19 protein-coding genes and 1 pseudogene are annotated in these 21928 nt (G+C 67.2%); 14 read left to right on the top strand and 6 right to left on the bottom strand.

The annotated features are described in order from the left end of the window. Window positions 1–19: 19 nt before the first annotated feature. Window positions 20–2008 (bottom strand): alpha/beta hydrolase family protein, encoded by a 1989-nt coding sequence (locus AC2A1N_RS13235; protein WP_061480393.1) that lies wholly within the window; start codon window positions 2006–2008, stop codon window positions 20–22. Window positions 2009–2171: 163 nt separating this feature from the next. Next, window positions 2172–2807, bottom strand: a complete 636-nt coding sequence (locus AC2A1N_RS13240; protein ID WP_049422777.1) for a LysE/ArgO family amino acid transporter — start codon at window positions 2805–2807, stop codon at window positions 2172–2174. Between the two features lie 138 nt (window positions 2808–2945). Here AC2A1N_RS13240 and AC2A1N_RS13245 point away from each other — a divergent pair, with 138 nt between their 5' ends. From AC2A1N_RS13245 to AC2A1N_RS13305, 13 genes and pseudogenes are all read left to right on the top strand, one after another. Continuing rightward, window positions 2946–3851, top strand: a complete 906-nt coding sequence (locus AC2A1N_RS13245) for a LysR family transcriptional regulator ArgP (protein WP_061480394.1) — start codon at window positions 2946–2948, stop codon at window positions 3849–3851. A 169-nt stretch (window positions 3852–4020) separates the two neighbouring features. Beyond that, a complete protein-coding gene (locus AC2A1N_RS13250) occupies window positions 4021–4467 on the top strand; it encodes a GNAT family N-acetyltransferase (RefSeq protein WP_019336987.1) in 447 nt (148 codons plus the stop codon). A gap of 193 nt (window positions 4468–4660) precedes the next feature. Further along, window positions 4661–6355: pseudogene (gene mqo / locus AC2A1N_RS13255) on the top strand (malate dehydrogenase (quinone)). A 328-nt stretch (window positions 6356–6683) separates the two neighbouring features. Continuing rightward, the gene (locus AC2A1N_RS13260; RefSeq protein ID WP_478458072.1) at window positions 6684–8876 is read left to right on the top strand and encodes a TonB-dependent siderophore receptor; all 2193 of its coding nucleotides are present in this window, start codon (window positions 6684–6686) and stop codon (window positions 8874–8876) included. Between the two features lie 156 nt (window positions 8877–9032). Further along, window positions 9033–10676 carry a malonate decarboxylase subunit alpha gene (gene mdcA, locus AC2A1N_RS13265; protein WP_242894399.1) on the top strand — a complete coding sequence of 548 codons (1644 nt, stop codon included), beginning with the start codon at window positions 9033–9035 and terminating at the stop codon, window positions 10674–10676. Window positions 10677–10686: 10 nt separating this feature from the next. Continuing rightward, window positions 10687–11007: a malonate decarboxylase acyl carrier protein gene (gene mdcC / locus AC2A1N_RS13270; protein WP_111201157.1), complete on the top strand. Its 321-nt coding sequence runs from the start codon at window positions 10687–10689 to the stop codon at window positions 11005–11007. Beyond that, window positions 11004–11912: a biotin-independent malonate decarboxylase subunit beta gene (locus AC2A1N_RS13275; protein ID WP_242894397.1), complete on the top strand. Its 909-nt coding sequence runs from the start codon at window positions 11004–11006 to the stop codon at window positions 11910–11912. The genes mdcC and AC2A1N_RS13275 overlap by 4 nt, the downstream gene beginning before the upstream one ends. 2 nt (window positions 11913–11914) lie before the next feature. After that, window positions 11915–12619 (top strand): biotin-independent malonate decarboxylase subunit gamma, encoded by a 705-nt coding sequence (gene mdcE / locus AC2A1N_RS13280; protein WP_242894407.1) that lies wholly within the window; start codon window positions 11915–11917, stop codon window positions 12617–12619. Further along, entirely contained in the window at window positions 12612–13253 is a 642-nt protein-coding gene (mdcG, locus tag AC2A1N_RS13285; RefSeq protein WP_242894395.1) for a malonate decarboxylase holo-[acyl-carrier-protein] synthase, read from the top strand. Before mdcE ends, mdcG begins: the two co-directional genes overlap by 8 nt. Then, window positions 13250–14107 (top strand): triphosphoribosyl-dephospho-CoA synthase MdcB, encoded by an 858-nt coding sequence (gene mdcB, locus AC2A1N_RS13290; RefSeq protein ID WP_242894393.1) that lies wholly within the window; start codon window positions 13250–13252, stop codon window positions 14105–14107. Before mdcG ends, mdcB begins: the two co-directional genes overlap by 4 nt. Continuing rightward, a complete protein-coding gene (mdcH, locus tag AC2A1N_RS13295; RefSeq protein ID WP_242894391.1) occupies window positions 14104–15024 on the top strand; it encodes a malonate decarboxylase subunit epsilon in 921 nt (306 codons plus the stop codon). Before mdcB ends, mdcH begins: the two co-directional genes overlap by 4 nt. Before the next feature lie 104 nt (window positions 15025–15128). Beyond that, window positions 15129–16496, top strand: coding sequence for an SLC13 family permease (locus AC2A1N_RS13300; protein ID WP_242894389.1), 1368 nt, complete (start codon window positions 15129–15131; stop codon window positions 16494–16496). A gap of 105 nt (window positions 16497–16601) precedes the next feature. Next, window positions 16602–17321, top strand: a complete 720-nt coding sequence (locus AC2A1N_RS13305; RefSeq protein ID WP_242893574.1) for a GntR family transcriptional regulator — start codon at window positions 16602–16604, stop codon at window positions 17319–17321. Window positions 17322–17469: 148 nt separating this feature from the next. Here AC2A1N_RS13305 and AC2A1N_RS13310 read toward each other — a convergent pair whose 3' ends face one another. Next, window positions 17470–17781, bottom strand: coding sequence for a hypothetical protein (locus tag AC2A1N_RS13310; protein ID WP_242893538.1), 312 nt, complete (start codon window positions 17779–17781; stop codon window positions 17470–17472). A 151-nt stretch (window positions 17782–17932) separates the two neighbouring features. On the opposite strand from AC2A1N_RS13310, the gene AC2A1N_RS13315 reads away from it, so the two are divergent. Next, window positions 17933–18880, top strand: a complete 948-nt coding sequence (locus AC2A1N_RS13315; RefSeq protein WP_134968082.1) for a nucleoside hydrolase — start codon at window positions 17933–17935, stop codon at window positions 18878–18880. 4 nt (window positions 18881–18884) lie between these two features. On the opposite strand, the gene AC2A1N_RS13320 is transcribed toward AC2A1N_RS13315, so the two are convergent. The 3 genes from AC2A1N_RS13320 to AC2A1N_RS13330 all read right to left on the bottom strand — a co-directional run bounded on the left by AC2A1N_RS13320 (window position 18885) and on the right by AC2A1N_RS13330 (window position 21840). Then, complete coding sequence (locus AC2A1N_RS13320) at window positions 18885–20144, bottom strand: MFS transporter (protein ID WP_484372500.1); 1260 nt, start codon at window positions 20142–20144, stop codon at window positions 18885–18887. Further along, window positions 20141–20611 (bottom strand): hypothetical protein, encoded by a 471-nt coding sequence (locus AC2A1N_RS13325; protein ID WP_478491007.1) that lies wholly within the window; start codon window positions 20609–20611, stop codon window positions 20141–20143. Before AC2A1N_RS13325 ends, AC2A1N_RS13320 begins: the two co-directional genes overlap by 4 nt. A 92-nt stretch (window positions 20612–20703) precedes the next feature. Then, window positions 20704–21840, bottom strand: coding sequence for a metallophosphoesterase (locus tag AC2A1N_RS13330; protein WP_242893543.1), 1137 nt, complete (start codon window positions 21838–21840; stop codon window positions 20704–20706). Window positions 21841–21928 lie beyond the last annotated feature (88 nt).

Raw genomic sequence — 21928 nt, forward strand, 5'->3', positions numbered from 1 at the left:
CATCCGCCGCCCTGTCAGCTCAGGGCGCCTTGTCCTTGCCGGTCGCGGGCGCGGCCGTCGCGGTCTTGCCACCCAGGCTGCGCGCCAGGAAGGCCAGCAACTTGTCGTAGTACTCGCTGCGATGGGCCTCGGTGTAGAAGCCGTGGCCTTCGGTCTTGTAGTACAGGCTTTCCACCGGCGTGCCGGCGCGCTTGAGCGCCGCTTCCATGCGCTCGGTGTGCTGGATCGGCGCGCGCTTGTCTTCGCCACCGGCGGCCAGGAACACCGGCACCTTGATCCGTTCGGCCAGGTTCACCGGCGACACCGCGCCCAGCTTGGCCGGATCCCCCAGCCATTCGCGCAGATAGGTCACGCCTGAACCCCGGTCCTGGATGTCGCCGCGGGTGTACATCATCGGCAGGTCGTAAACCCCGACATAGCCCGCCGCGCACTGATACAACCCGGGTTCGCGGGCGGCACCCATCATCGCCGAGTAGGCCCCGTAGCTGGCGCCGTAGATGCAGATGCGACGGCCGTCGGCGATGCCTTCGCTGATTGCCCAGCGGGTGGCATCGGTGACATCGTCCTGCATTGCCGCGCCCCACTGCTGCGCACCGGCCTGGGTGTGGGCCCGGCCGTAGTTGCCCGAACCACGGAAGTTGACCTGCAGCACGGCATAACCGGCCGCGGCCAGCATCTGCGTTTCGCGGTCGTACTGGCCGGAATCGAAGATGTCGAACGGGCCGCCATGCGGCATCACCACCATCGGCAGGTTGCGCCCGTCGCTGCCGGCCGGCAGGGTCAGGAAGCCATGCAGTGGCAGCCCGTCGCGCGCCTTCAGTGCAATCGGCTTCACGCTGGCACTACGGTCCACGTCGATCCAGTCGCTGCGGCTGATCAGGTGATCGGCCTTGCGCGCCACCGTGTCGTACACGTAGAAATCGCCCGGGTTCGAGCCCGACCAGGTTTCCACCAGCACGACACGGCCATCGCGGGTGCTGGAGGTGATGTAGACGGGCCCTCCGAAGGCGGCTTCCAGGCTGCGGTACAGGCGCGCCTCCGGCGACTTCTCGTCGAAGAACCGGGTACGCGGCGTATCGCCCAGATACAGCGCGCCCACCGGCACGTGGGTGCCGGGCCGATGGATGATGCGATACGGATTGACCACCTCGTCGCGCAGCAGCGTGGCACGCTCGCCGGTCTGCGGATTCCAGCTGACGATCGCATCCGGGCCCTGGGCCTGCTCGACGTTGAGGTAGGCCAGGCTGTCATCGGCCGAGAAGCCGAGGGCGGTTTCGATGCGCTTGCTGACCGCCTCATCGTTGATCAGCTTCCAGGTGTCGCCGCTGCGTTCGCGGAAATACAGCTTGTTGATGTTGTCGCTGCCCGAGCCGTGCACGAAGCGGACCTCGCCGGCGCCATCGGTGGTGAATTCGCCGCGCCGTACCGGCGAAGATGCCACCCGCGCACGGCGGCCGGTGGTCACATCCATGCGATCGACGCGGGTGAACGGATCCTCGGCCAGCGGCCATACGGTCACCAGCACGTTGCGCTCGTCGCCCGGCAGGTCGTCGGCCAGGAAGGCGGCGACCGCCTCGACCTTCTTCGGCTGGATGCGGGTTCCCGGGCCGTTGCTCTCCACGCGGTAGCCCACCAGCAGTTCGCCGCGATTGCCGTTGGCATCGATGGCGTAGAGTTCGCCGGTGGGATTGGGCTGGTCGAGCGAGCCCCACTTCTGGGCCAGGCCGATCAACAGGCGCTCGTTGCTGACCCAGTCGAATTCCTGCGCGTGGTTGCGGCTGGGTGGCCGGAAACTGCCGACCATCTGCTTGTCCTTCAACCGCAGCACGGCGATCGCGGTGGCGTCCTCCATCGGCACCGTCGCCGCCACGTACTCGCCCCCCGGCGAGATCTTGATATCGGTGAAGGTCTCCCGGCGCAGGTACTGCGTCAGGTCCACCGCCCCCGCGCTGCCTGCGGCAACGCCCCCGATGACGGCCAGTGCGGCCGCCAGAATCGTCTTGTGCATCCTTCCCCTGCTCCTCTGGACACCTTGTCCTGGTGGCCGATTCTAGGCAGGGCCATGCCTTTCCCGCCAGAGCCGGAAAAGACGACGGCACCGTTGCCGGTGCCGTCGTTGCCACTACCTTGGAGAGAGAGTCAGGACGTGGGTTCGGGGGGCGTGCGCCGGGTCAGTGGACCCCGCGCACCGCCAACATGAGGGCCAGGATGCTGAGGATCACGGCGATGGTGCCGTCGAGCACGCGCCAGGTGCCGGGCTTGGTGAACAGCGGCGCCAGCAGGCGTGCGCCGAGGCCCTGCGCGGTCAGCCACAGGCAGCTGGCCGTGACCACGCCAGCAGCGAAAGCCATGCGGGCGTTGCCGAAGTTCTCGGCGATCGAGCCGATCACCATCATGTCCAGCCAGAAGTGCGGGTTGATCAGCGAGAAGCCGACCGCGGCCATCAGCACCGCGCGGCGGCTGCCGTCGTCGCTGTCGGCCTCGCCCATGCCACCGCCCCCGGCGATTGCACGGCGTGCCGACTTCATCGCATACCAGGCCAGGAACGCGACACCGGTCCACAGCACGGCGCTGGTCAGCCACGGCAGCGCCGAGGTGAGCGTGCGCAGGCCGGCCACGCTGGCGAAGATGAAGATGGCATCGATGGCCGCGCAGGTGGCGACCACCGGCACGATGTGCTTGCGCAGGATGCCCTGGCGCAGAATGAAGGCGCTCTGGGCCCCGACCACGGCGAACAGGCCGATGCCGGTAGCTGCACCAGAGAACCAGGCACCGAGGCCGGTGCTGGCGGAGATGACCGAGAACATGGGATTCACTGCCTTTACTTGCTTGGGGGGACGGTGCCTCGCGAAGGCGGACAGCACCGGAACGGGCGCCATTGTCGCGCCGCAACATGAAAAAGACGAGCTAAACTTCCTAAATCAACATTAGCGGAGCTTAATTCGATGCGTATCGACCATGCCCAGCTGCGCGCCCTGGCCGCGGTGATCCGCGAAGGCAGCTTCGACCGCGCCGCGCAGTCGCTGAATGTCACGCCCTCGGCCATCTCGCAGCGGGTCAAGGCACTGGAGGATCGGATCGGCCGCCTGCTGGTCAAGCGCGGCACGCCGGCCACCGCCACCGCCGAGGGGCAGCTGCTGGTGCAGCTGGCCGAGCAGACCGCCCTGCTCGAACACGATGCGCTGCACCGGATGGGCCTGGCCGATGAGGATCTGCCCCAGGCCAGCATCCCGGTGGCGGTGAACCACGACAGCCTGGAAACCTGGTTTCCGCAGGCGGCCCACCAGTTCGCGCAGAGCACCGGCACCACCTTGGACCTGCGTGTGGAAGACCAGGACCACACGGTGGAGCTGCTGCGCCAGGGCACGGTGCTGGGCGCAGTGACCACCCTGGACGAGCCGGTGCAGGGCTGCCAGATCCACGCGCTGGGCAGCATCCGCTATGCAGCGACCTGCACCCCCGAATTCCGCGAGCGCCATTTCGCCAAGGGCGTGACCGCGCAGGCGCTGGCGCAAGCCCCGGTGCTGGTGTTCAACCGCAAGGACGAAATGCAGTCGCGCTTCGCCCGGCGCATGGCCGGCGACGACCTGCCCAGCACCGCACCGACCTGGTGGATTCCCTCCACCCGGGCCTTCGTGCAGGCCAACCTCGGCGGACTGGGCTGGACCATGAACCCCCTGCCCTTGGTCAAGCGGCATCTGGACGCCGGGCGACTGGTCTACGTGCGCCAGCGCGCGTGGGAAGACGTGCCGCTGTACTGGCAACACTGGAAAGGCGACGTGCAGACCATGGCTCTTCTGACCCGCGCGGTGCTGGATGCCTCCTCCGCGCTGGTCCGGCGCAAGCGCTGAAAAGGGGACGGAGGGGATTAAGTCGTTCAAGACCCAAACGACATATCGGGCAAAGACGGCTTAATCCCCTCCGTCCCCTTTTTGCTCCATCCAATCTCCACGAAACCTCCACACCGGGTCCATGCGTGATGCGGATACTGGTCGGCCGATCACTGCAAGGATGCCCTGCATGCCTGTATTCGTCCGCGATGCGCGCCCCGAAGATGCCGCCGCCTGCATCGACCTGCGCGGGCGCACCCGCGAGAACGCCTTCAGTGCCGCCCAACTGGCGGAACTGGGCATCACCGAGGACAGCTGGGCGGCCGGCATCGCCCAAGGCGATTCGATCGGCCGCGTCGCCTGGGAGGGCGAGCGCATGGCCGGTTACTGCTTCGCCGACCGCGACAGCGGCGAGGTGCTGGTGCTGGCCCTGCTGCCGGACTACGAAGGCCGCGGCATCGGCCGCCAACTGCTGCAGGACGTGGTGAGCCTGACCCGCGATGCCGGCCACCGGCGGCTGTTCCTGGCCTGCTCGGCCGACCCGCGATCGCGCTCGCACGGCTTCTACCGCCGCCTGGGCTGGCGCCCGACCGGCGAGATCGACGACGCCGGAGACGAGATTCTGGAGCTGGTCTGATTGAAGGCGTCGCCAGGCATGACCTGGCGCTATGGGTGACGGGGCCGCGAAAGGTCGGATGCTGCGTTGCATCAAAAAAGGACCGGAACCGGTTAGAATCGCGCCAGGATGTTGCAAGGCGTTGTTTCTTCACGCCCTTTCCCTGCTTCATGCGCATCCTGACCTCCTCCCCTCCGCCAACGATCCCGCCCCCATGAAGAAATTTGGCAAGGCTCTTCTCGCCCTGCTCGTGCTGCTGTTGCTGGCCGCCGCGCTGTTCCTGTACTGGCCGCTGACCCAGCGCTCGGTGCCCGCCGCCAGCAACGACAAGCCCGTCGATGTTGTGCTGGTCGGCGCCGGCATCATGAGCATTACCCTGGCCACCTACCTGCAGGAACTGCAGCCGGACTGGAACATCCAGGTCTACGAACGCCTCGACGGCGTCGCCGGTGAAAGCTCCGACGGCTGGAACAACGCCGGCACCGGCCATTCGGCGTTCGCCGAACTGAACTACACCCCGGAACTGCCCGATGGCAGCATCGAGACCAAGCGCGCGGTCGGCATCGCCGAATCGTTCGAGGTCTCGCGCCAGTTCTGGTCGCACCAGGTCAAGCAAGGCCGGCTGAGCCAGCCCAGCGACTTCATCAACCCGACGCCGCACATGAGCTTCGTCTGGGGCGATGACAACATCGCCTACCTGCACAAGCGCCAGCAGGCGCTGGTGAAGAACCCGCTGTTCTACGGCATGCAGTACTCGGAAGATCCGGCACAGATCAAGCAGTGGGCGCCGCTGCTGATGGAAGGCCGCGACCCGAAGCAGAAGGTGGCCGCGACCTGAATGCCGCTGGGCACCGACGTCAATTTCGGCGTGATCACCCGCCAGCTGACCGCCGGCCTGCAGCGCAACCCGAACTTCAGCCTGCACCTGAACCATGAAGTGACCGCGCTGCGGCAGAACGCCGACAAGAGCTGGAACGTGACGGTGAAGGATCTCAAGGCCGGCACCGAAACCACCACCCACACCCGCTTCGTCTTCATCGGTGCCGGCGGCGCCGCGCTGAAGCTGCTGCAGATGTCCGGCATTCCGGAGTCGAAGGACTATGCCGGCTTCCCGGTCGGTGGCCAGTTCCTCGCCTTCCAGGGCCAGGACGTGACCTCGCGCCATGGCGTGAAAGCCTACGGCATGGCCGAAACCGGTTCGCCGCCGATGTCGGTGCCGCATCTGGACGCGCGCAAGCTGGATGGCAAGCCGGTGGTCCTGTTCGGGCCGTTCGCGCTGTACAGCACCAAGTTCCTCAAGCACGGCTCGTGGTGGGACCTGTATTCCTCGGTGACCCACAACAACGTTGGCCCGATGCTGGAAGTGGGCAAGGACAACCTGGACCTGGTGCAGTACCTGATGGGCCAGGCGCGCCTGAACGATGCCGACCGCCAGGCCGAACTGGTCAAGTACTTCCCCAATGCCAAGCCGGGTGACTGGAAGCTGGTGACCGCCGGCCAGCGCGTGCAGATCATCAAGCGTGACCCGCTGAAGGGCCCGGTGCTGCAGTTCGGTACCGAGATCGTGACCGACAAGGACCACACCATCGCGGCCCTGCTCGGCGCCTCGCCGGGTGCGTCGACCTCGCCGCCGATCATGCTGGACCTGATGGCCAAGGCCTTCCCGGAGCAGATGAAGGCCGGCTGGGAAACCCGCCTGCGCGAGATCGTGCCGTCGTACGGGCGCAAGCTCAACGACAGCCCGGCGCTGGTGAACGAGATCCGTACGCTGACCAGCCAGACCCTGCACCTGCCGTACCTGGAGGTGCCGGTGGATGCCAACGCGGCAGCACCTGCACCGGCCGCAATTCCGGCTCCGGCTCCGGTCAAGGAAAAGCGCAATGCCAACGAGGAACTGCAGGCGCTGTAAGCCCGCCGTTTCCTTTCGACGCACACGGACGGCCACCTTCGGGTGGCCGTTCGTTTTTGGGGCGGCTCCCTGCTGTAGAGCCGAGCCCATGCTCGGCTCCAGCCAAAAGCAGCCGAGCATGGGCTCGGCTCTACAGAAGGCGATGCCTGGTGCCGGAAAGCCGATGCACGATGACGCGAATTGTAATGTTGTTAAGAATTATTTACATTTGCACCCCGTGCAGTGACCTCGCGCCTTAGCAGACGGACCTGACCGTACCCGAAGCCGCCGCCCCGGGTGCTGGACGACTGTTGCCGCCCTTCCCCCGTTTCCAAGCTTCGAGCCCACCATGTCCCAGCCTCTCCGTAACCGCCTGCCCCGCCGCGCGCTGCTGCCGGCTGCCCTGCTTTCGTCGCTGTCCCTGCTGGCCGCGCCCAGCGCGTTCGCCGCCACCGATGCCGCCGCCGATGCCAAGACCCTGGACCGGGTCAGCGTCCGGGCCGAACAGTCGGCGCCGCCCGCCAGTACCACGCGCCTGCCGATCACCCTGCAGGAAACCCCGCAGTCGGCCACCGCGATCAGCCTGCAGCGCCTGCAGGACGAATCACTGTTCAGCATCAACGATGTGATGCGCAACGTGACCGGCGTCAGCGTGTCCTTCTATGACACGCAGCGCCCGCTGTACTACGCGCGTGGCTTCGCCATCACCGACTTCCAGGTCGACGGCATTCCCACCTACAGCGGCTCCACCAACCAGGAATACGACACCGCCTTCTACGACCGCATCGAAGTGATCCGCGGTGCCAACGGCCTGCTCAGCGGCGCCGGCGTGCCGTCGGCCACGGTCAACCTGCTGCGCAAGCGCCCCGGCAAGGAATTCGACGCGTCGTTCGCGGTCAGTGCCGGCAGCTGGGACTACCGCCGCATGGAAGCCGACGTGACCGCGCCGCTGACCGATGACGGCCGTTTCCGCAGCCGTGTGGTCGCCGCCTACACCGATCGGGGCCTGTATTACGACCGTTACGACGAGAACAAGATGGCCGGCATGGCGGTGCTGGAAGGCGATGTCACCGACAGCACCACGCTCACCCTCGGCTACCAGACCCAGGACAACAACCCGACCGGTTCGACCTGGGGCACCGTGCCGTTCTTCGACAGCCAGGGCAATTTCGCCCATCTGCCGCGCTCGACCAACCTGTCGCCGAAGTGGAGCTACTGGAAGCGCGAGAGCAACACCGCCTTCGCCAACCTGGAGCAGCGTTTCGGCGACAACTGGCTGTTGAAGATCAACACCGCCTACACCCGTGGCAACGTGCAGAACGTGCGCCTGTACGGCACCGGCAACCCAGACCCGGTGACCGGCTCGGGCATCTACCTGCGTGCCGCCGCCGGTGATTCCAAGGACACCCGCCGCAATGTCGATGCCTACCTGTCCGGCAGCTTCGACCTGTTCGGCCGCGAGCACGACCTCACCGTTGGCGCGCAGTGGTCGGACCTGGAAGGCACGACGAATACCCTCGCGCTGAACTACCCGACCGACTGGGCGCGCTGTGGCAGCGAGCGCTGCTACTACATCCCCAACGTATACAGCTGGAACGGCGACATCTCCGAGGTGACCTACCGCCGCACCGGCGCGCGCCGCGTGGCCAAGACCACGCAGAGTGGCGTCTATCTGGCCACCCGCCTGCACCTGGCCGATCCGCTGTCGCTGATCGCCGGTGCACGCCTGAGCCGGTGGGAAACCCTCACCCGCTCCTACAACGCCGCCGGCGCCTATACCGGCACCAGCGGTGCGTACAAGGTGAGCGATGAAGTCACTCCGTACGTGGGCCTGGTCTACGAGATCACCCCGAACGTGTCGGCCTATGCCAGCTACACCGAGATCTTCAATCCGCAGAACTACAAGGACCGCAACGAGAACCTGCTGGCGCCGGTGCAGGGCTCGAACCTGGAAGCGGGCCTCAAGACGCAGTGGTTCGATGGCCGCCTGACCGCAAATGCCGCTGTGTTCGAGGCCAAGCAGGACAACTACGCGGTGCGTGACATGGGCGTGCCGGAGGGTTCGCTCAGCGACGGCAGCTCGGCCTACATCGGCGTCAACGGTACCAAGGCGCGTGGCTGGGAGATGGATATCAACGGCGAAATCCTGCCGGGCTGGACGGTCAATGCCGGCTACACCCACGTCAAGGTCACCCGCGCCGCCACCGACCTGCTGTACGCCAACCCGCCCAAGGACCTGCTGCAGCTCAACACGCAACTGCAGCTGCGCGGTGCGCTGGAACGCCTGAGCATCGGCGGTGGCCTGCAGTGGCAGAGCAAGGTGCAGGGCTACAACATCGCCTACCCGCTGGGCGGCACGGTGACGGTGAACCAGCCGGCGTATTCGCTGGTGCAGTTCAACGCCAACTACCGCATCAGCGACAACTGGACCGCGACGCTGAGCGTGCGCAACGCGCTGGACAAGACCTACTGGGCCAACCTGGACTACAACAACTTCGGCGAGCCGCGCTTCGTGTCGGCCAGCCTGCGCTGGAAGTTCTGAGCCACCTGCGAACCGGTGGGTGCCGACCGTTGGTCGGCACACCCCACACCCTGAATGGGCCCGCCTCCGTGCGGGCCCTTCTCTTTGCTGCACTGCAGGTTGTACCCGCTTCGTAATTATGCCGTAATTATCCCAACACCCGTCGGAAGCCGGTCAATGAACCCGAGCTGGGATACGTTGGAACGCAGTCGCCAGGCCCGCCTGGAACGTGCCGCGCCGTGGGCCCGGGGACGCGAGGTCGCCAGCAGCGACGTCGGCGAGTTGCTGCACGCAGTGCTGGAGCCAGGCGACAAGGTCTGCCTGGAGGGCAACAACCAGAAGCAGGCAGATTTCCTCGCCCAGGCGCTGGCCGACCTCGACCCCGCCCGCGTGCATGACCTGCACATGGTGCAGTCGGTCCTCTCACTGCCCTCGCACCTGGACGTATTCGAGCGTGGCATCGCCTCGAAACTGGATTTCTCGTTCTCCGGCCCGCAATCGGTGCGACTGGCCAACCTGGTGGCCGAAGGGCGCATCCAGATCGGTGCCATCCACACCTACCTGGAACTGTTCGGCCGCTACTTCATCGACCTTACGCCGCGCGTAGCGCTGGTCGCCGCGCAGGCCGCCGACCGCCACGGCAACCTCTATACCGGGCCGAATACCGAAGACACTCCGGTGATCGTCGAAGCCACCGCCTTCGGTGGCGGCATCGTCATCGCCCAGGTCAACGAGATCGTCGACAGCCTCCCCCGCGTCGATATTCCTGCGGACTGGGTCAACTTCGTGGTGCAGGCGCCGAAGCCGAACCATATCGAGCCGTTGTTCACCCGCGACCCTGCGCAGATCTCCGAGATCCAGGTGCTGATGGCAATGATGGCCATCAAGGGCATCTACGCCGAGTACGGCGTGAATCGTTTGAATCACGGCATCGGCTTCGATACCGCCGCCATCGAACTGCTGCTCCCCACCTACGCCGAATCGCTCGGTCTGAAGGGAAAGATCTGCCAGCACTGGGCGTTGAACCCACACCCGGCACTGATTCCGGCGATCGAATCGGGCTTCGTCAGATCGGTGCATTCGTTCGGTTCGGAACTGGGCATGGAGAAATACATTGCCGCGCGGGGCGATGTGTTTTTCACCGGCGCCGACGGCTCGATGCGTTCCAACCGCGCGTTCTCGCAGACCGCAGGCCTGTATGCCTGCGACATGTTCATCGGTTCCACCCTGCAGATCGACCTGCAGGGCAACAGTTCCACTGCCACCCGCGACCGCATCGCCGGCTTTGGCGGCGCACCGAACATGGGCTCGGACGCGCGCGGCCGCCGCCATGCCAGCGAGGCCTGGATCAAGGCCGGCCAGCAGGCCGCACGCCCGGGCGAGATGCCACGCGGGCGCAAGCTGGTGGTGCAGATGGTGGAAACCTTCCGCGAGCACATGGCCCCGGCATTCGTTGACCGCCTCGACGCCTGGGAACTGGCCGAACGCGCGAACATGCCGCTGCCGCCAGTGATGATCTACGGCGACGACGTCAGCCATGTGCTGACCGAGGAAGGCATCGCCAACCTGCTGCTGTGCCGCAATCCCGAGGAGCGCGAACAGGCGATCCGTGGCGTGGCCGGCTATACCGCCGTGGGCATCGGGCGCGACCGCGCGATGGTGGAGAACCTGCGCGACCGCGGCGTGATCCGCCGTCCCGGTGACCTCGGCATCTCCGTGCGCGATGCCAGCCGTGACTTGCTGGCGGCGCGTTCGGTGAAGGACCTGGTGCGCTGGTCCGGCGGTCTGTACGACCCGCCCAAGCGCTTCCGCAACTGGTAAGGGGCTGAGCATGGAAACCCTCGACTATCGATTCGAAGGCCGCACCGACGTGCCGTTCGCGCGCAATGCGGTGCTGGTGGGCGTGCTGGCGTCGGGCAACCTGGAAATCCTGCTGGAACCGGCGGCGCAGCAGGGCGCGATGACGGTGCGCGTCATCACCGCCGCGCAGGGCTTCGGCAGCATCTGGCAGGCGGTGATCAACGACTTCGCACAGCGTCATCCGCTGCGCGATGTGCGCGTCTCGATCAACGACGCCGGTGCGACCCCGGCCGTGGTCAGCCTGCGCCTGGACCAGGCCGTGGAAACCCTGCTGGCCGGAGGCGCGCCATGAACCACGTACAGCGCCACAGCTATTACGAAGCCAATGCGCGCGAGCGCATCGCCGGGCTGGTCGACGCCGGCTCGTTCCACGAGTTCCTCGGCCCGGCGCGACGGATGATGAGTCCGCACCTGGCCCAGCTCGACCAGCCGGCCGCGTTCGACGATGGCATCGTCGTCGGCGAGGCCAGGCTGCAGGGCAAACACGTGCTGCTGGCCGCACAACAGGGTGAATTCATGGGCGGAGGCGTGGGCGAAGTACATGGCGCCAAGCTGACTGGGCTGCTGCGCCGTGCGGCGCACACCCGCCCTGACGGCGTGCTGCTGCTGCTCGATACCGGCGGCGTGCGGCTGCACGAAGCCAATGCGGGTCTGATTGCGATCTCCGAGATCATGCGCGCCACCCTGGACGCGCGTGCAGCGGGCGTGCCGGTGATCGCGCTGATCGGCAGCGGCAACGGCGCATTCGGTGGCATGGGCATCGTTGCTCGTTGCTGCACCACGGTCATCATGTCCGAGGAAGGCCGGATGTCGCTGTCCGGGCCAGAGGTGATCGAAACCGTACGCGGCGTGGAAGAGTTCGATTCCCGCGACCGCGCACTGGTCTGGCGTGTGACCGGTGGCAAGCACCGGTACCTGATCGACCAGGCGCAGGTGCTGGTGCCCGATGCCCTTGAAGCATTCGCGCTGGCCGCACGCGACGCGCTGCACCCCGATGCGGGCAGCACTGACCCGGATGCTGCACTGGCCGCATTGCAGGAACGCCATGCGGCCTTGAAGGCGCGCGTGCGGGCCTGGGGCGATTGCCGCGATGGCCTGGAGATCTGGACGCGGCTGGGCATTGCCCACCCCGAACGCCTGCCACTGCTCGACACCGATGAATTCCTCACCGCCACCGGCGACCGGAGCCTGCCATGAGCATGCCGTTGCAGACACTGCTCGATGCCCTGTTTCCGCATGGGCATGCCATTGCGGTGAGCGATTCGGTGCTGACCGGCAGCGCCACCACCGACAACGGCGATGTGACTGTGATCGGCACCGCCGACAAGCTCGAGGTGGGCGTGGACCACGCACTGGCACTGGCCGAAACGGTGCTGGCCAGCACCGCCGCGCATCCGCAGCAACCGATCGTGATGCTGGTCGACACCGCCGGCCAGCGCCTGGCACGCCGCGACGAACTGCTCGGCATCAACGGCTGTTTCGCGCACCTGGCGCAGACGCTGGATCTCGCGCGTCGACGTGGCGCGCGACTGGTCACGCTGGTCTACGGTGAATCCGTCAGTGGTGGCTTCCTCTCGTTCGGGCTGATGGCCGACCACATCCATGCCCTGCCGGATGCGCAGGTGCGGGTGATGGACCTGCGCGCGATGGCCCGGGTGACCAAGCAGCCGCTGGATAAACTGCAGGCGCTGAGCCAGACCTCACCGGTGTTCGCACCGGGCGTGGAGAACTACGTGGCGATGGGTGCGGTGGAATCGCTGTGGGAGGGCGATCTTGCCCAGCACCTTCTGCAGGCCCTGCGCACGCCCGCCGATGGCGACCGCCGCGCCCTGCGCGGAGCCGAACGTGGCGGGCGCATGCTGGCCGCACGCGTGGCTGAAGCGGTGAGCCAGGGCGATGCCTGAGCGGCTGCCCCGCCATACGCTGGTCTGGCTGTCAGCGCACGCCGGCTGGCAGGCGGACATCGCCGCGCATGAGTCGCGCCTGACCGACTGGTTTGCGCAGGGCCGCCCGGCCATCGTCGCGCGGCGTACCGCCGACGATGCCGATCCACGCCTGCGTCTCGGCGTGCCGCTGCCGCCCGCCGAGGGCAAACTGCGCCTGGCCCTGCGCGTGCCAGCATGCGATGTGCTGCGCACCACGCCGCCGCCGGCACTTCAGACGGTGCTGAAAGGCGACGTTCCGCAGGACTGGCGGCGGCCCCTTGAAGTGCTGCAGAACATCGCTGAGGCGCGCGTATTCGGTGCCTTCGCGTGGCAGCACCTTACTGGCCTGCGCTATGTGCACGCGCGCTCGGACGTCGATCTGCTGTGGCCGATCGACACCACCGCGCAGGCCGATGCCCTGGCTGCACGGCTACAGGCATGGGAAGCCGAACACGACCGGCGGGTCGATGGCGAGCTGTGCCTGGGCGGCGACGCCGCCGTGAACTGGCGCGAGTACGCCGGACGCAGCCGCGAGGTACTGGTCAAGCGCCTCGATGGTGCCGCACTGGAACTACGCGATGCGATGTTCGCCTCCGCCGGGGTGAGCGCATGACCGCCGTCGTGCAATCGGCAGTCAGGCCGGCAGCTGCCGTGGACAGCGCGCGCCTGGGGCGCCTCGCCGTCGCCAGCCTGCATGCGGAGCTGGCGCTGGCGCCCAAGCCCGGACTGGTCACGCCATTCGACAGCGGCAGCCATCACGACATGGACGCCGGCACATTCCTGCGCAGCCTGTTCGCGCTGCGCCACTATTTCACCGCCGTGGCCTGCCTCGGTGCAGCCGGGGCGGACTTCGACGCCTTGCGCCGATGTGGCATCGCCGCTGAAATCGCGATGCTGCGCGCGACCGCCGGCGTCAATACCCATCGTGGCGCGGTCTTCAGTCTCGGCCTGCTGGTGGCGGCCGCCGCGGCCTGTCGCTCCCGCCTGGACCGTGCCGCCACGGGTGAGCAGGTCTGCCAGGAAGTGCGCCGCTGGTCTGCCGAGCTCGCCGACGCACCTCTGGATGCGAATAGCCCTGGCCAGCGCGCGCGCGCACGGCACGGCGTGCAGGGCGTGCGCGAACAAGCGGCCGCCGGCTATCCGCTGCTGCGCGGCGTGGCATTGCCTACCATGCGTCACGCGCTGGCCAGCGGCCTGCCACGCGAGGCCGCGATGTGCCAGACCCTGATGCAGCTGATCGCGTGCGTGGATGACCTCAACCTGCTGCACCGTGGCGGCGCCGACGGCCTGCGCTGGGCCCAGCGGCAGGCCCGCACCTTCCTGGAAGCGGGCGGCACCTTCGCGCCGGACTGGCGGACACATCTGCGTCGCATCGGTGATGGCTTCGTCGCGCGCCGGCTGAGCCCGGGCGGCAGCGCAGACCTGTTGGCCTGCAGCGGGTTCCTGCTGCTGCAGGAGCGCGCATGAGCCTGGCCCTGCTCTGCCCCGGCCAAGGCGCGCAGCACGCAGCGATGTTCGACCGCGTGCGCGATCTTCCGGCCGCGCGCCACACCCTTGATCGGGCCAGCACGGTGCTCGGCCGCGATGTGTTTTCCGCCGCGGCGGCCGACGACCGTTTCGACAATGCGCAGGCGCAACCGCTGCTGTGCGCGGCCACTCTGGCTCAGTGGCAGGGGCTGCGCGACAACGTGCCAACGCCGACGCTGGCCGCCGGCTACAGCATCGGCGAGTTGGCTGCGCATGCCATCGCCGGCAGCTTCGATGCGGCCACCTGCCTTGCCCTGGCGGCGCAGCGCGCGCAGTTGATGGACGGCGCCAGCCCCGCCGATGCAGGCCTGCAGGCCGTGCTCGGCCTGGAACGACATGTACTGCAGCCGCTGTGCGATCTGCACGGTGCGCACATGGCCATCGCCAACGGGCAGGACCATTTCATCGTGGGCGGCACGCACGCCGCATTGCAGCGGCTGGCCGGTGCCGCACGGGCGCAGGGTGCCGGAATCCGTCCGCTGCCGGTGCACGTGCCTGCACACACACCGTTGCTGGCGGCGGCGGTAGCACCGTTTGCTGCCGCACTCGATGCCTCGCCACTGCAGGCCCCACGCCTGCCGCTGCTGGCCGGCATCGATGCGCGACCGGTGCGGGATCGCGCAATGGCGGTCCACACGCTGTCGGCGCAGCTGGCGCAGACCATCGAATGGGCGCAGGTGATGCGCCAGGCCTTCGAGCGCGGCGCGCGGGTGTTCCTGCAGCTGGGCCCGGGCAACGCACTGGCGCGCATGGTCGCGCCGTCCTATCCGTGCTGCGAAGTGCGCGCAGTGGAAGAGTTCCAGAGCCTGGAAGGCGCCGCGGCGTGGGTCCGCAGTGCGCTGGAGCGGCTGCAGTAACGGGTTCCAGCAGTACGTATCACGCATCACGCAGTACGTCGCCTTACCCCGGGATGGCGGGTCTCCATCCGCGCTGTACGTGAGCCACGTGTCTGGGAGGGCGCATGAGTCCACAAATCGCAACGATCATCGGCCTGGTGATCATGTTCATCGTCGCCACGGCGATGCCGATCAACATGGGCGCGGTCGCCTTTGCGCTGGCCTTCATCATCGGCGGGCTGTGGGTCGACATGGGCGGCAAGGAGGTTTTGGCCGGCTTTCCCGGCGATCTGTTCCTGACCCTGGTCGGCATCACCTACCTGTTCGCCATCGCGCAGAAGAACGGCACCATCGACCTGCTGGTGCACTGGGCGGTGAAAGTGGTGCGTGGCCATATCGTGGCCATTCCGTGGGTGATGTTCGTGATCACTGCGGTGCTCACCGCGTTCGGTGCGCTGGGCCCGGCGGCGGTCGCGATCATCGGCCCGGTCGCGCTGCGCTTTGCCAAGCAGTACAACATCAACCCGCTGATGATGGGCCTGCTGGTCATCCATGGTGCGCAGGCCGGCGGCTTCTCGCCCATCAGCGTGTACGGCAGCATCACCAACGGCGTGGTGCAGAAGGCTGGGCTGGAAGTGACCGAGATGGCAGTGTTCCTGACCAGCCTGGGCTTCAACTTCATGATGGCGACGATCTGCTTCTTCGCCTTCGGTGGCATCGCCCTGCTGCGTCGCGGCTCGATCACCGCGGCAGGAACGATCGGCAATGCCGAACTGGCGATGGCCGGTGGCCCGCAGGCGTCGTCGCGCCAGTTCGCGATCGAAGGCCATGGCGCGCTGGTCGCAGCAGGCGGCGGCACGCTCAGCAATGATCCGGCGGCACTGGATGCGGTGGGCCTGACTCGCGAACGGTTGTTCACTCTGATCGGCCTGCTCGGCCTGGGCGTGGCCGCGCTGATCTATAACCTCAACGTCGGCCTGGTCTCGATCACCGTCTCGGTGGCGCTGGCGCTGCTGTCGCCACAAAGCCAGAAGGGCGCGGTCGATGGCATCAGCTGGTCCACCGTGCTGCTGATCTGTGGCGTGGTGACCTACATCGGCGTGCTGGAACATGCCGGCGCGGTGGACTTCATCGGCAATGGCGTGTCCGACATCGGCATTCCGCTGCTCGGCGCGCTGCTGGTCTGCTACGTCGGCGGCATCGTCTCCGCATTCGCTTCGTCGGCAGCGGTACTCGGCGCGACGATCCCATTGGCGGTGCCGTTCCTCATGCAGGGCCACCTCAGCGCCGCTGGCGTGATCTGCGCGCTGGCGGTGTCATCCACCATCGTCGATGTCAGCCCGTTCTCGACCAATGGCGCACTGGTGGTGGCCTCGGCCGCGAAGGAAGAACGCGAGACCCTGTTCCGCCGCTTCCTGGTCTACAGCGGCCTGGTGGTGGCGCTTGGACCGCTGCTGGCCTGGCTGGTGTTCGTGGTGCCGGGCTGGATGTAACCACCCAACGGTCGTGCCGGCCGCTGGCCGGCAATCTCATGAAGCCATCCAGTGATCATGGGTTGCCGGCCAGCGGCCGGCACTACCTGGCGGTACACTTCCTCCATGGCCATTGCCCCTGCCCCGCGGTCACCGAAGAAGCGCGCACCTCTGTATGAAGAGGTGGCCGACCACGTGCGCGAGCGCATCTACGACTACCGGCTGCCGCCGGGCGAGTGGATCGACGAGCCCGCGCTGTGCGAAGAGCTGGGCATCAGCCGCACGCCGCTGCGCGAGGCGTTGAAGCTGCTGGCCGCCGAAGGCCTGGTACAGATCGACGCAGGTCGTGGCAGCCGGGTCACCCGGTTGACGCTGGAAGACCTCAACCAGCTGTTCCCGGTAATGGCCATGCTGGAAGGCCGTTGCGCGCACGAGGCGGTGAAGCACATCGACGATGCCGGCGTGCAACAACTGGAGGCCCTGCATGCGGCGATGGAAGCGGCGGCGGCCGAGGGCAACATTGCCGAGTACTACCGCAACAACTACCTGATCCATGAAACCGTGCAGCACTATGCCGGCAATCCGTGGCTGATCCGCATCACCCACGACCTGCACCGCATCCTGAAGATGCACCGTGGACGCCAATTGCTGACCCCGGGCCGTACCGCGCAGTCGCTGGCTGAGCACCGCGAACTGATGGAGTGTTTCCGCAAGCGTGATGCCGCTGCCGCCGAACGCACCATGGAGCGCCACCTGCTCAGCCAGGGCCAGGCGCTGGCCGCCTATGTCGCGGCAGGCGGGCTGTTGAACGTGCCAGCGCCCTTGCCGACCGAAGGCGGCGTTTGAGCGGATGAGGTTGCCGGCCAGCGGCCGGCACTACCGGCCGCAGCCAACCGCTGTTCTGTAGAGTCGAGCCATGCTCGACTGCTTTTCGATCAGACACCGCGGCGTTGGAGCGAAGTGCAGTCGAGCATGGCTCGACGCTACAGGGACCTCAATCGCTGCAGCTGCCACCGTCGCTGCTGCAGTCGGAGCTGCTGTGACTGTGATGGCTGTAGCTGTCGCCGGATTGGCCGCCCGGATGATCGTAGCCACCGCCGAAACTGTTGTCGCCCCGGATCCCGGAGCCATCGGCCGTAGCCACCGCCATGCACAGGATGGCGCCGACCAGCGGCAGCAGCCAGACCATCAGCAGCTGCACCGTCTGGCCACCCGCCGACAGTCCATCACGCCTGACGATCAGCACGGTAGCCACCACGTTCAAGCCCAGCACCAGCAGGACCAGCAGAAGGGCAACGATCAGCATTCGGCGACACCATGCCTGGACTGGGGGCATTATGGCCTGCCACCCCGGCAATGGCCCTGCCTGTCATGAAGATGGGACAATGTGGGGGCGTGCCGGCCTGCCCCTGGCCGCCGGCGCCCCTCGCACCACACGGAAGAAGAAGAACAACAACATGCTGAAAGTCATTTTCGATACCGACCCGGGCGTCGACGACGCCCTGGCCCTGCTGTACCTGCACAAGCACGCCCAGATCGACCTGATCGGTGTCACCACCACCTTCGGCAATGCCTCGGTGGAGTCGACCACGCACAACGCGCTGTACCTGAAGCAGGCCTGGGGCTTCGCCGCCCCGGTCGCGCGCGGTGCCGATGGCCCGCTGCAGCCGGAAGCCACCCCGGAAGCCTGGCCGGTGCACATCCACGGCCACAACGGCCTGGGCAACCACCCGGTGCCGGCCAGCCTGGACGTGACCGCCGATGCCCGCCCGGCCCATCAGCTGATCATCGATCTGGTCCGCGCCCATCCGGGCGAAGTGACCCTGGTCGCGGTCGGCCGCATGACCAACCTGGCCCTGGCCCTGCAGCAGGCCCCGGACATCGCCGGCCTGGTACGCGGCGTGGTGATCATGGGCGGCGCCTTCCACGTCAACGGCAACATCACCCCGGCCGCCGAGGCCAACATCTGGGGCGATGCCGAAGCGGCCGACGTGGTGTTCACCGCCAGCTGGCCGGTCACCGCGATCGGCCTGGACGTGACCACCCGCGTGGAAATGGACCGTGACGGCCTGGATAAGCTGGCCGCCATCGGCGGTGCCGACGCCGAGCTGGTCCGTGCGCTGTCGCAGGATTACGTCGACTTCTACCTGCAGGCCGGCCACAAGGGCATGGTCGTGCACGACTGCTGCGCATGCATCGCGCTGACCCGCCCGGAACTGTTCCAGTTCGAGCGCGCCAGCGTGCGTGTGGCCACCGACGGCGTTGCCCGCGGCATGACCATTCCCAAGCCGGAAGGCCTGGCATTCGGCCCCAGCGTGTGGGACGGCCACGTGGTGCAGTCGATTGCCATCGGTGTGGATGCGGCCGCGGTACTGGCCGACATCGAGCAGACCCTGAAGGTCTGACCGTCTAGCGCTTGGCCCTGCCCGGGACCGTCTCGGGCAGGGTCCACAGCACCGGCAGCACCAGCACCGCCACCAGTGCGATCATCGCGCCCGGCGCCGCCGCCCAGCCGCTGCGCTCCACCCACCATTGCGCCAGCCACGGCGTTGCGCCGCCGAAGAAGGCAGTGGCCATGGTTACCCCCAGTGCGAGACCGCTGACCCGGCCTTCGCCTGGGAACTGCTCAGCCGTGGCCGGGGCGGCCACCGCGCTTACACCGCCGGCCACGCAGGCCAGCAGCACCGCAGCCAGCACGATGCCCAGCGCCGTCGCCTGTGCCATCCACGCAAACAGGGACAGCGGCAGCAGCGCTGCCAGCACGGTCAGGCCCAACAACACCGGCCGTCGTCCGACCCGGTCCGACAATGCGCCACACAGGGGCGTGATCGCAATCACTGCCACCGCCGCGATCGTCGACAGCCACAGTGCGTCACCCTCATCGTGGCCCTGCGCGTGCAGGAATGCAGGCACATAGGTGATGCCCACGTAGTAGGTGATCGATCCCAGCGCCGAAAACGCGAACGTGCGCGCCACCGCCAACGGATGATGCTGCAGCACATGCCGCAGCGGTGTGGCGGGAATGCTGCCTTCGCGGCGCTGGCGCTCGAACTCCGGCGACTCGTGCATGCCCGAACGCGCAATCAGGATCACCAGCGCAAGCGCAGCGCCGACGAGGAACGGAATCCGCCAGCCCCAGCTGTCCAGCTGCGGTGTGGGCAGCAGCGCGACGGTAAGTGCAGAGATCGCCACCGCCAGCAGTGCGCCCACTTCGCTGGCCGCCGAAGCCAACGACGTAACCAGGCCGCGTCGGCGCGCCGGTGCGCTTTCCAGCAGGTACGCCACCACGCCGGTATATTCGCCGCCCACCGAGAACGCCATCACGCAGCGCAGCACCAGCAGCAGCACGCCGGCCATGGCGCCTGCGGTGGCCGCGGTCGGCAGCAGCGCGGTGGCCAGCATTGCCGCTGCCATCAACGCCATCGACGCAAGCAACATCCATCGCCGGCCGAGCCGGTCACCCAGGTGACCAAAGCACAGCGCGCCCAGCGGACGCATAAGGTAGGACACGGCGAATCCGGCCAAGGTGACCAGCAGCGCCTGTTCGCCACCGCCGAAGAACACCCGCGACAGCACCGTGGCGAAGTACAGGTACAGGGTGAAGTCGTACCACTCCACCACCGTGGACAGGCCGGCCACCCACATCGAGCGCTGTCGCGCCACAGTCATTGCGTATTCGCCTTCAACAGCCTCGATCCCGGTTGGGCAGGTTCGGCGCAGCGTGGCATGGACGGGGTGAAATACCGGTCATCGGCTATCGGCTGCCTGCATGTACTGGGCTTCATGGCCGCTGAAGCGCTCACCGTCAAAGCCGAAGCAGAAGCGTCCTTGCTCGAACGCGCGGTAGACCAGCAGCGCACCGTCGAGGCAGAACTGCTGCTGATCCACGCCTGTTTCCAGCGTCCCGTAGCCAGCGCGACATCCAGCGTATCGGGATCGTGTTCGGCAAGTTGCTTCAGCGCGTTGGCGTAGCCACCTGGAAACGCGAGCCGTTCGTAGTGCTGGTGGAACGCCGCGCAGGCCTGGGTGTGCAGCAGCTTGCGTTCCGGGTCACGCCAGCGCAACGCAGCACTCTCCCGGATGGCCCGCGGCAACCGGTTGATCTCATCCGCATTGGCTCGGATCAGGCGTTCCATCAGGGCACGGGGATGGGCCTTCGTTCCTTCCATGTGGTTTGTCAGGGGTCAGTTCCCTTTCCCTGCGGGAACGGGATCTGCCCCACTTCAGGTCACGGCGCGCGGCGCAATGTCACCAGGGTGATCTCCGACGGCACGCCGATGCGTGCCGGGAAACCGGCCCAGAGACCCGCACCATTGCTCACGTAAAGGGTCATCCCTTCCACGTCGTAGCGGCCGGAGACGAAGCCACCATTGGCCCGCCTCACCAGTTGGTCCATGCCGATGATCTGCCCACCGTGAGTGTGCCCGGACAATTGCAGCTTCACGCCGCGCGCCGCCGCCTCTCGCGCGTTGCGCGGGCGGTGGTCAAGCAGGATCACCGGCGCAGAGGGATCGGCGCCGGCCAAGGCGGCGTCCAGATCCGGCAGCGGCAGGCCGTAGCGTGCGGCCACCGGATCGGTGACCCCGGCAATGGTCAGCGCTGCATCACCGCGTCGTACCTGCAGGTGGCTGTTCTCCAGCACCTGCATGTGCAGCGCGCGGAACGCCTGCATCCATGCCTGGTACTGCGCGTAATACTCGTGGTTGCCGGTAATGGCGACGACACCGTCCGGCGCCCGCAGATCGGCCAGAGGACGCGCGTCGTCACGACGGGCCTCCACACTGCCGTCGATCAGATCGCCGGTGATCACGATCAGATCCGGCGCCAATGCGTTGCTCTCATCCACCACCCTGCGCACCCAGTCGCCGGTCAGCAGGCGGCTGGCATGGATGTCGGTCAGCTGCAGCACGCGATAGCCGTCGAACGCCGCTGGCAGCCCGGCAACGCTCACCTCGATCTGCCGGGGCTGGGGCACTGCCATGCCCTGGCTGACACCATAACCACTGACCAGCAGGGCCAGCACGCCGGCCGCCGGCCGCAAGCGCCGCGTGCGCAATGCGGCTACCGCACGTGGCCAGCGCAGCAGGCGGGACGCGAGCAGGCCCACATCCATCGCCAGCATCAGCAACGCCAACAGCAACACCGCCGTGGAGCCGGTGGCCAGCGTGGCGATGGCCAGCTTCGGGATTTCCGGCGACGCCATGGTGCCCCAGAAGGTGGCGACGATACGCAGCTGCACGGCTACGCCCACCAGCAGCAGCGACAGCACGACCTTCAGCCAAGTGGGCATGCGCAGTGGCCAGAACAGGCGCCAGGCCACATACAGGCCCATCAACAAACCGATCGTACTCAGCACTGCAACCATCCAGAAGGGGAAACGAGCCCGCCATGGTGAAGGTTGCGGGAGATGTTGTGTAGAGCCGAGCCTGCGCTCGGCTGCTCGGGACGCAGTC

The sequence above is a fragment of the Stenotrophomonas maltophilia group sp. SKK55 genome, assembly GCF_057179845.1.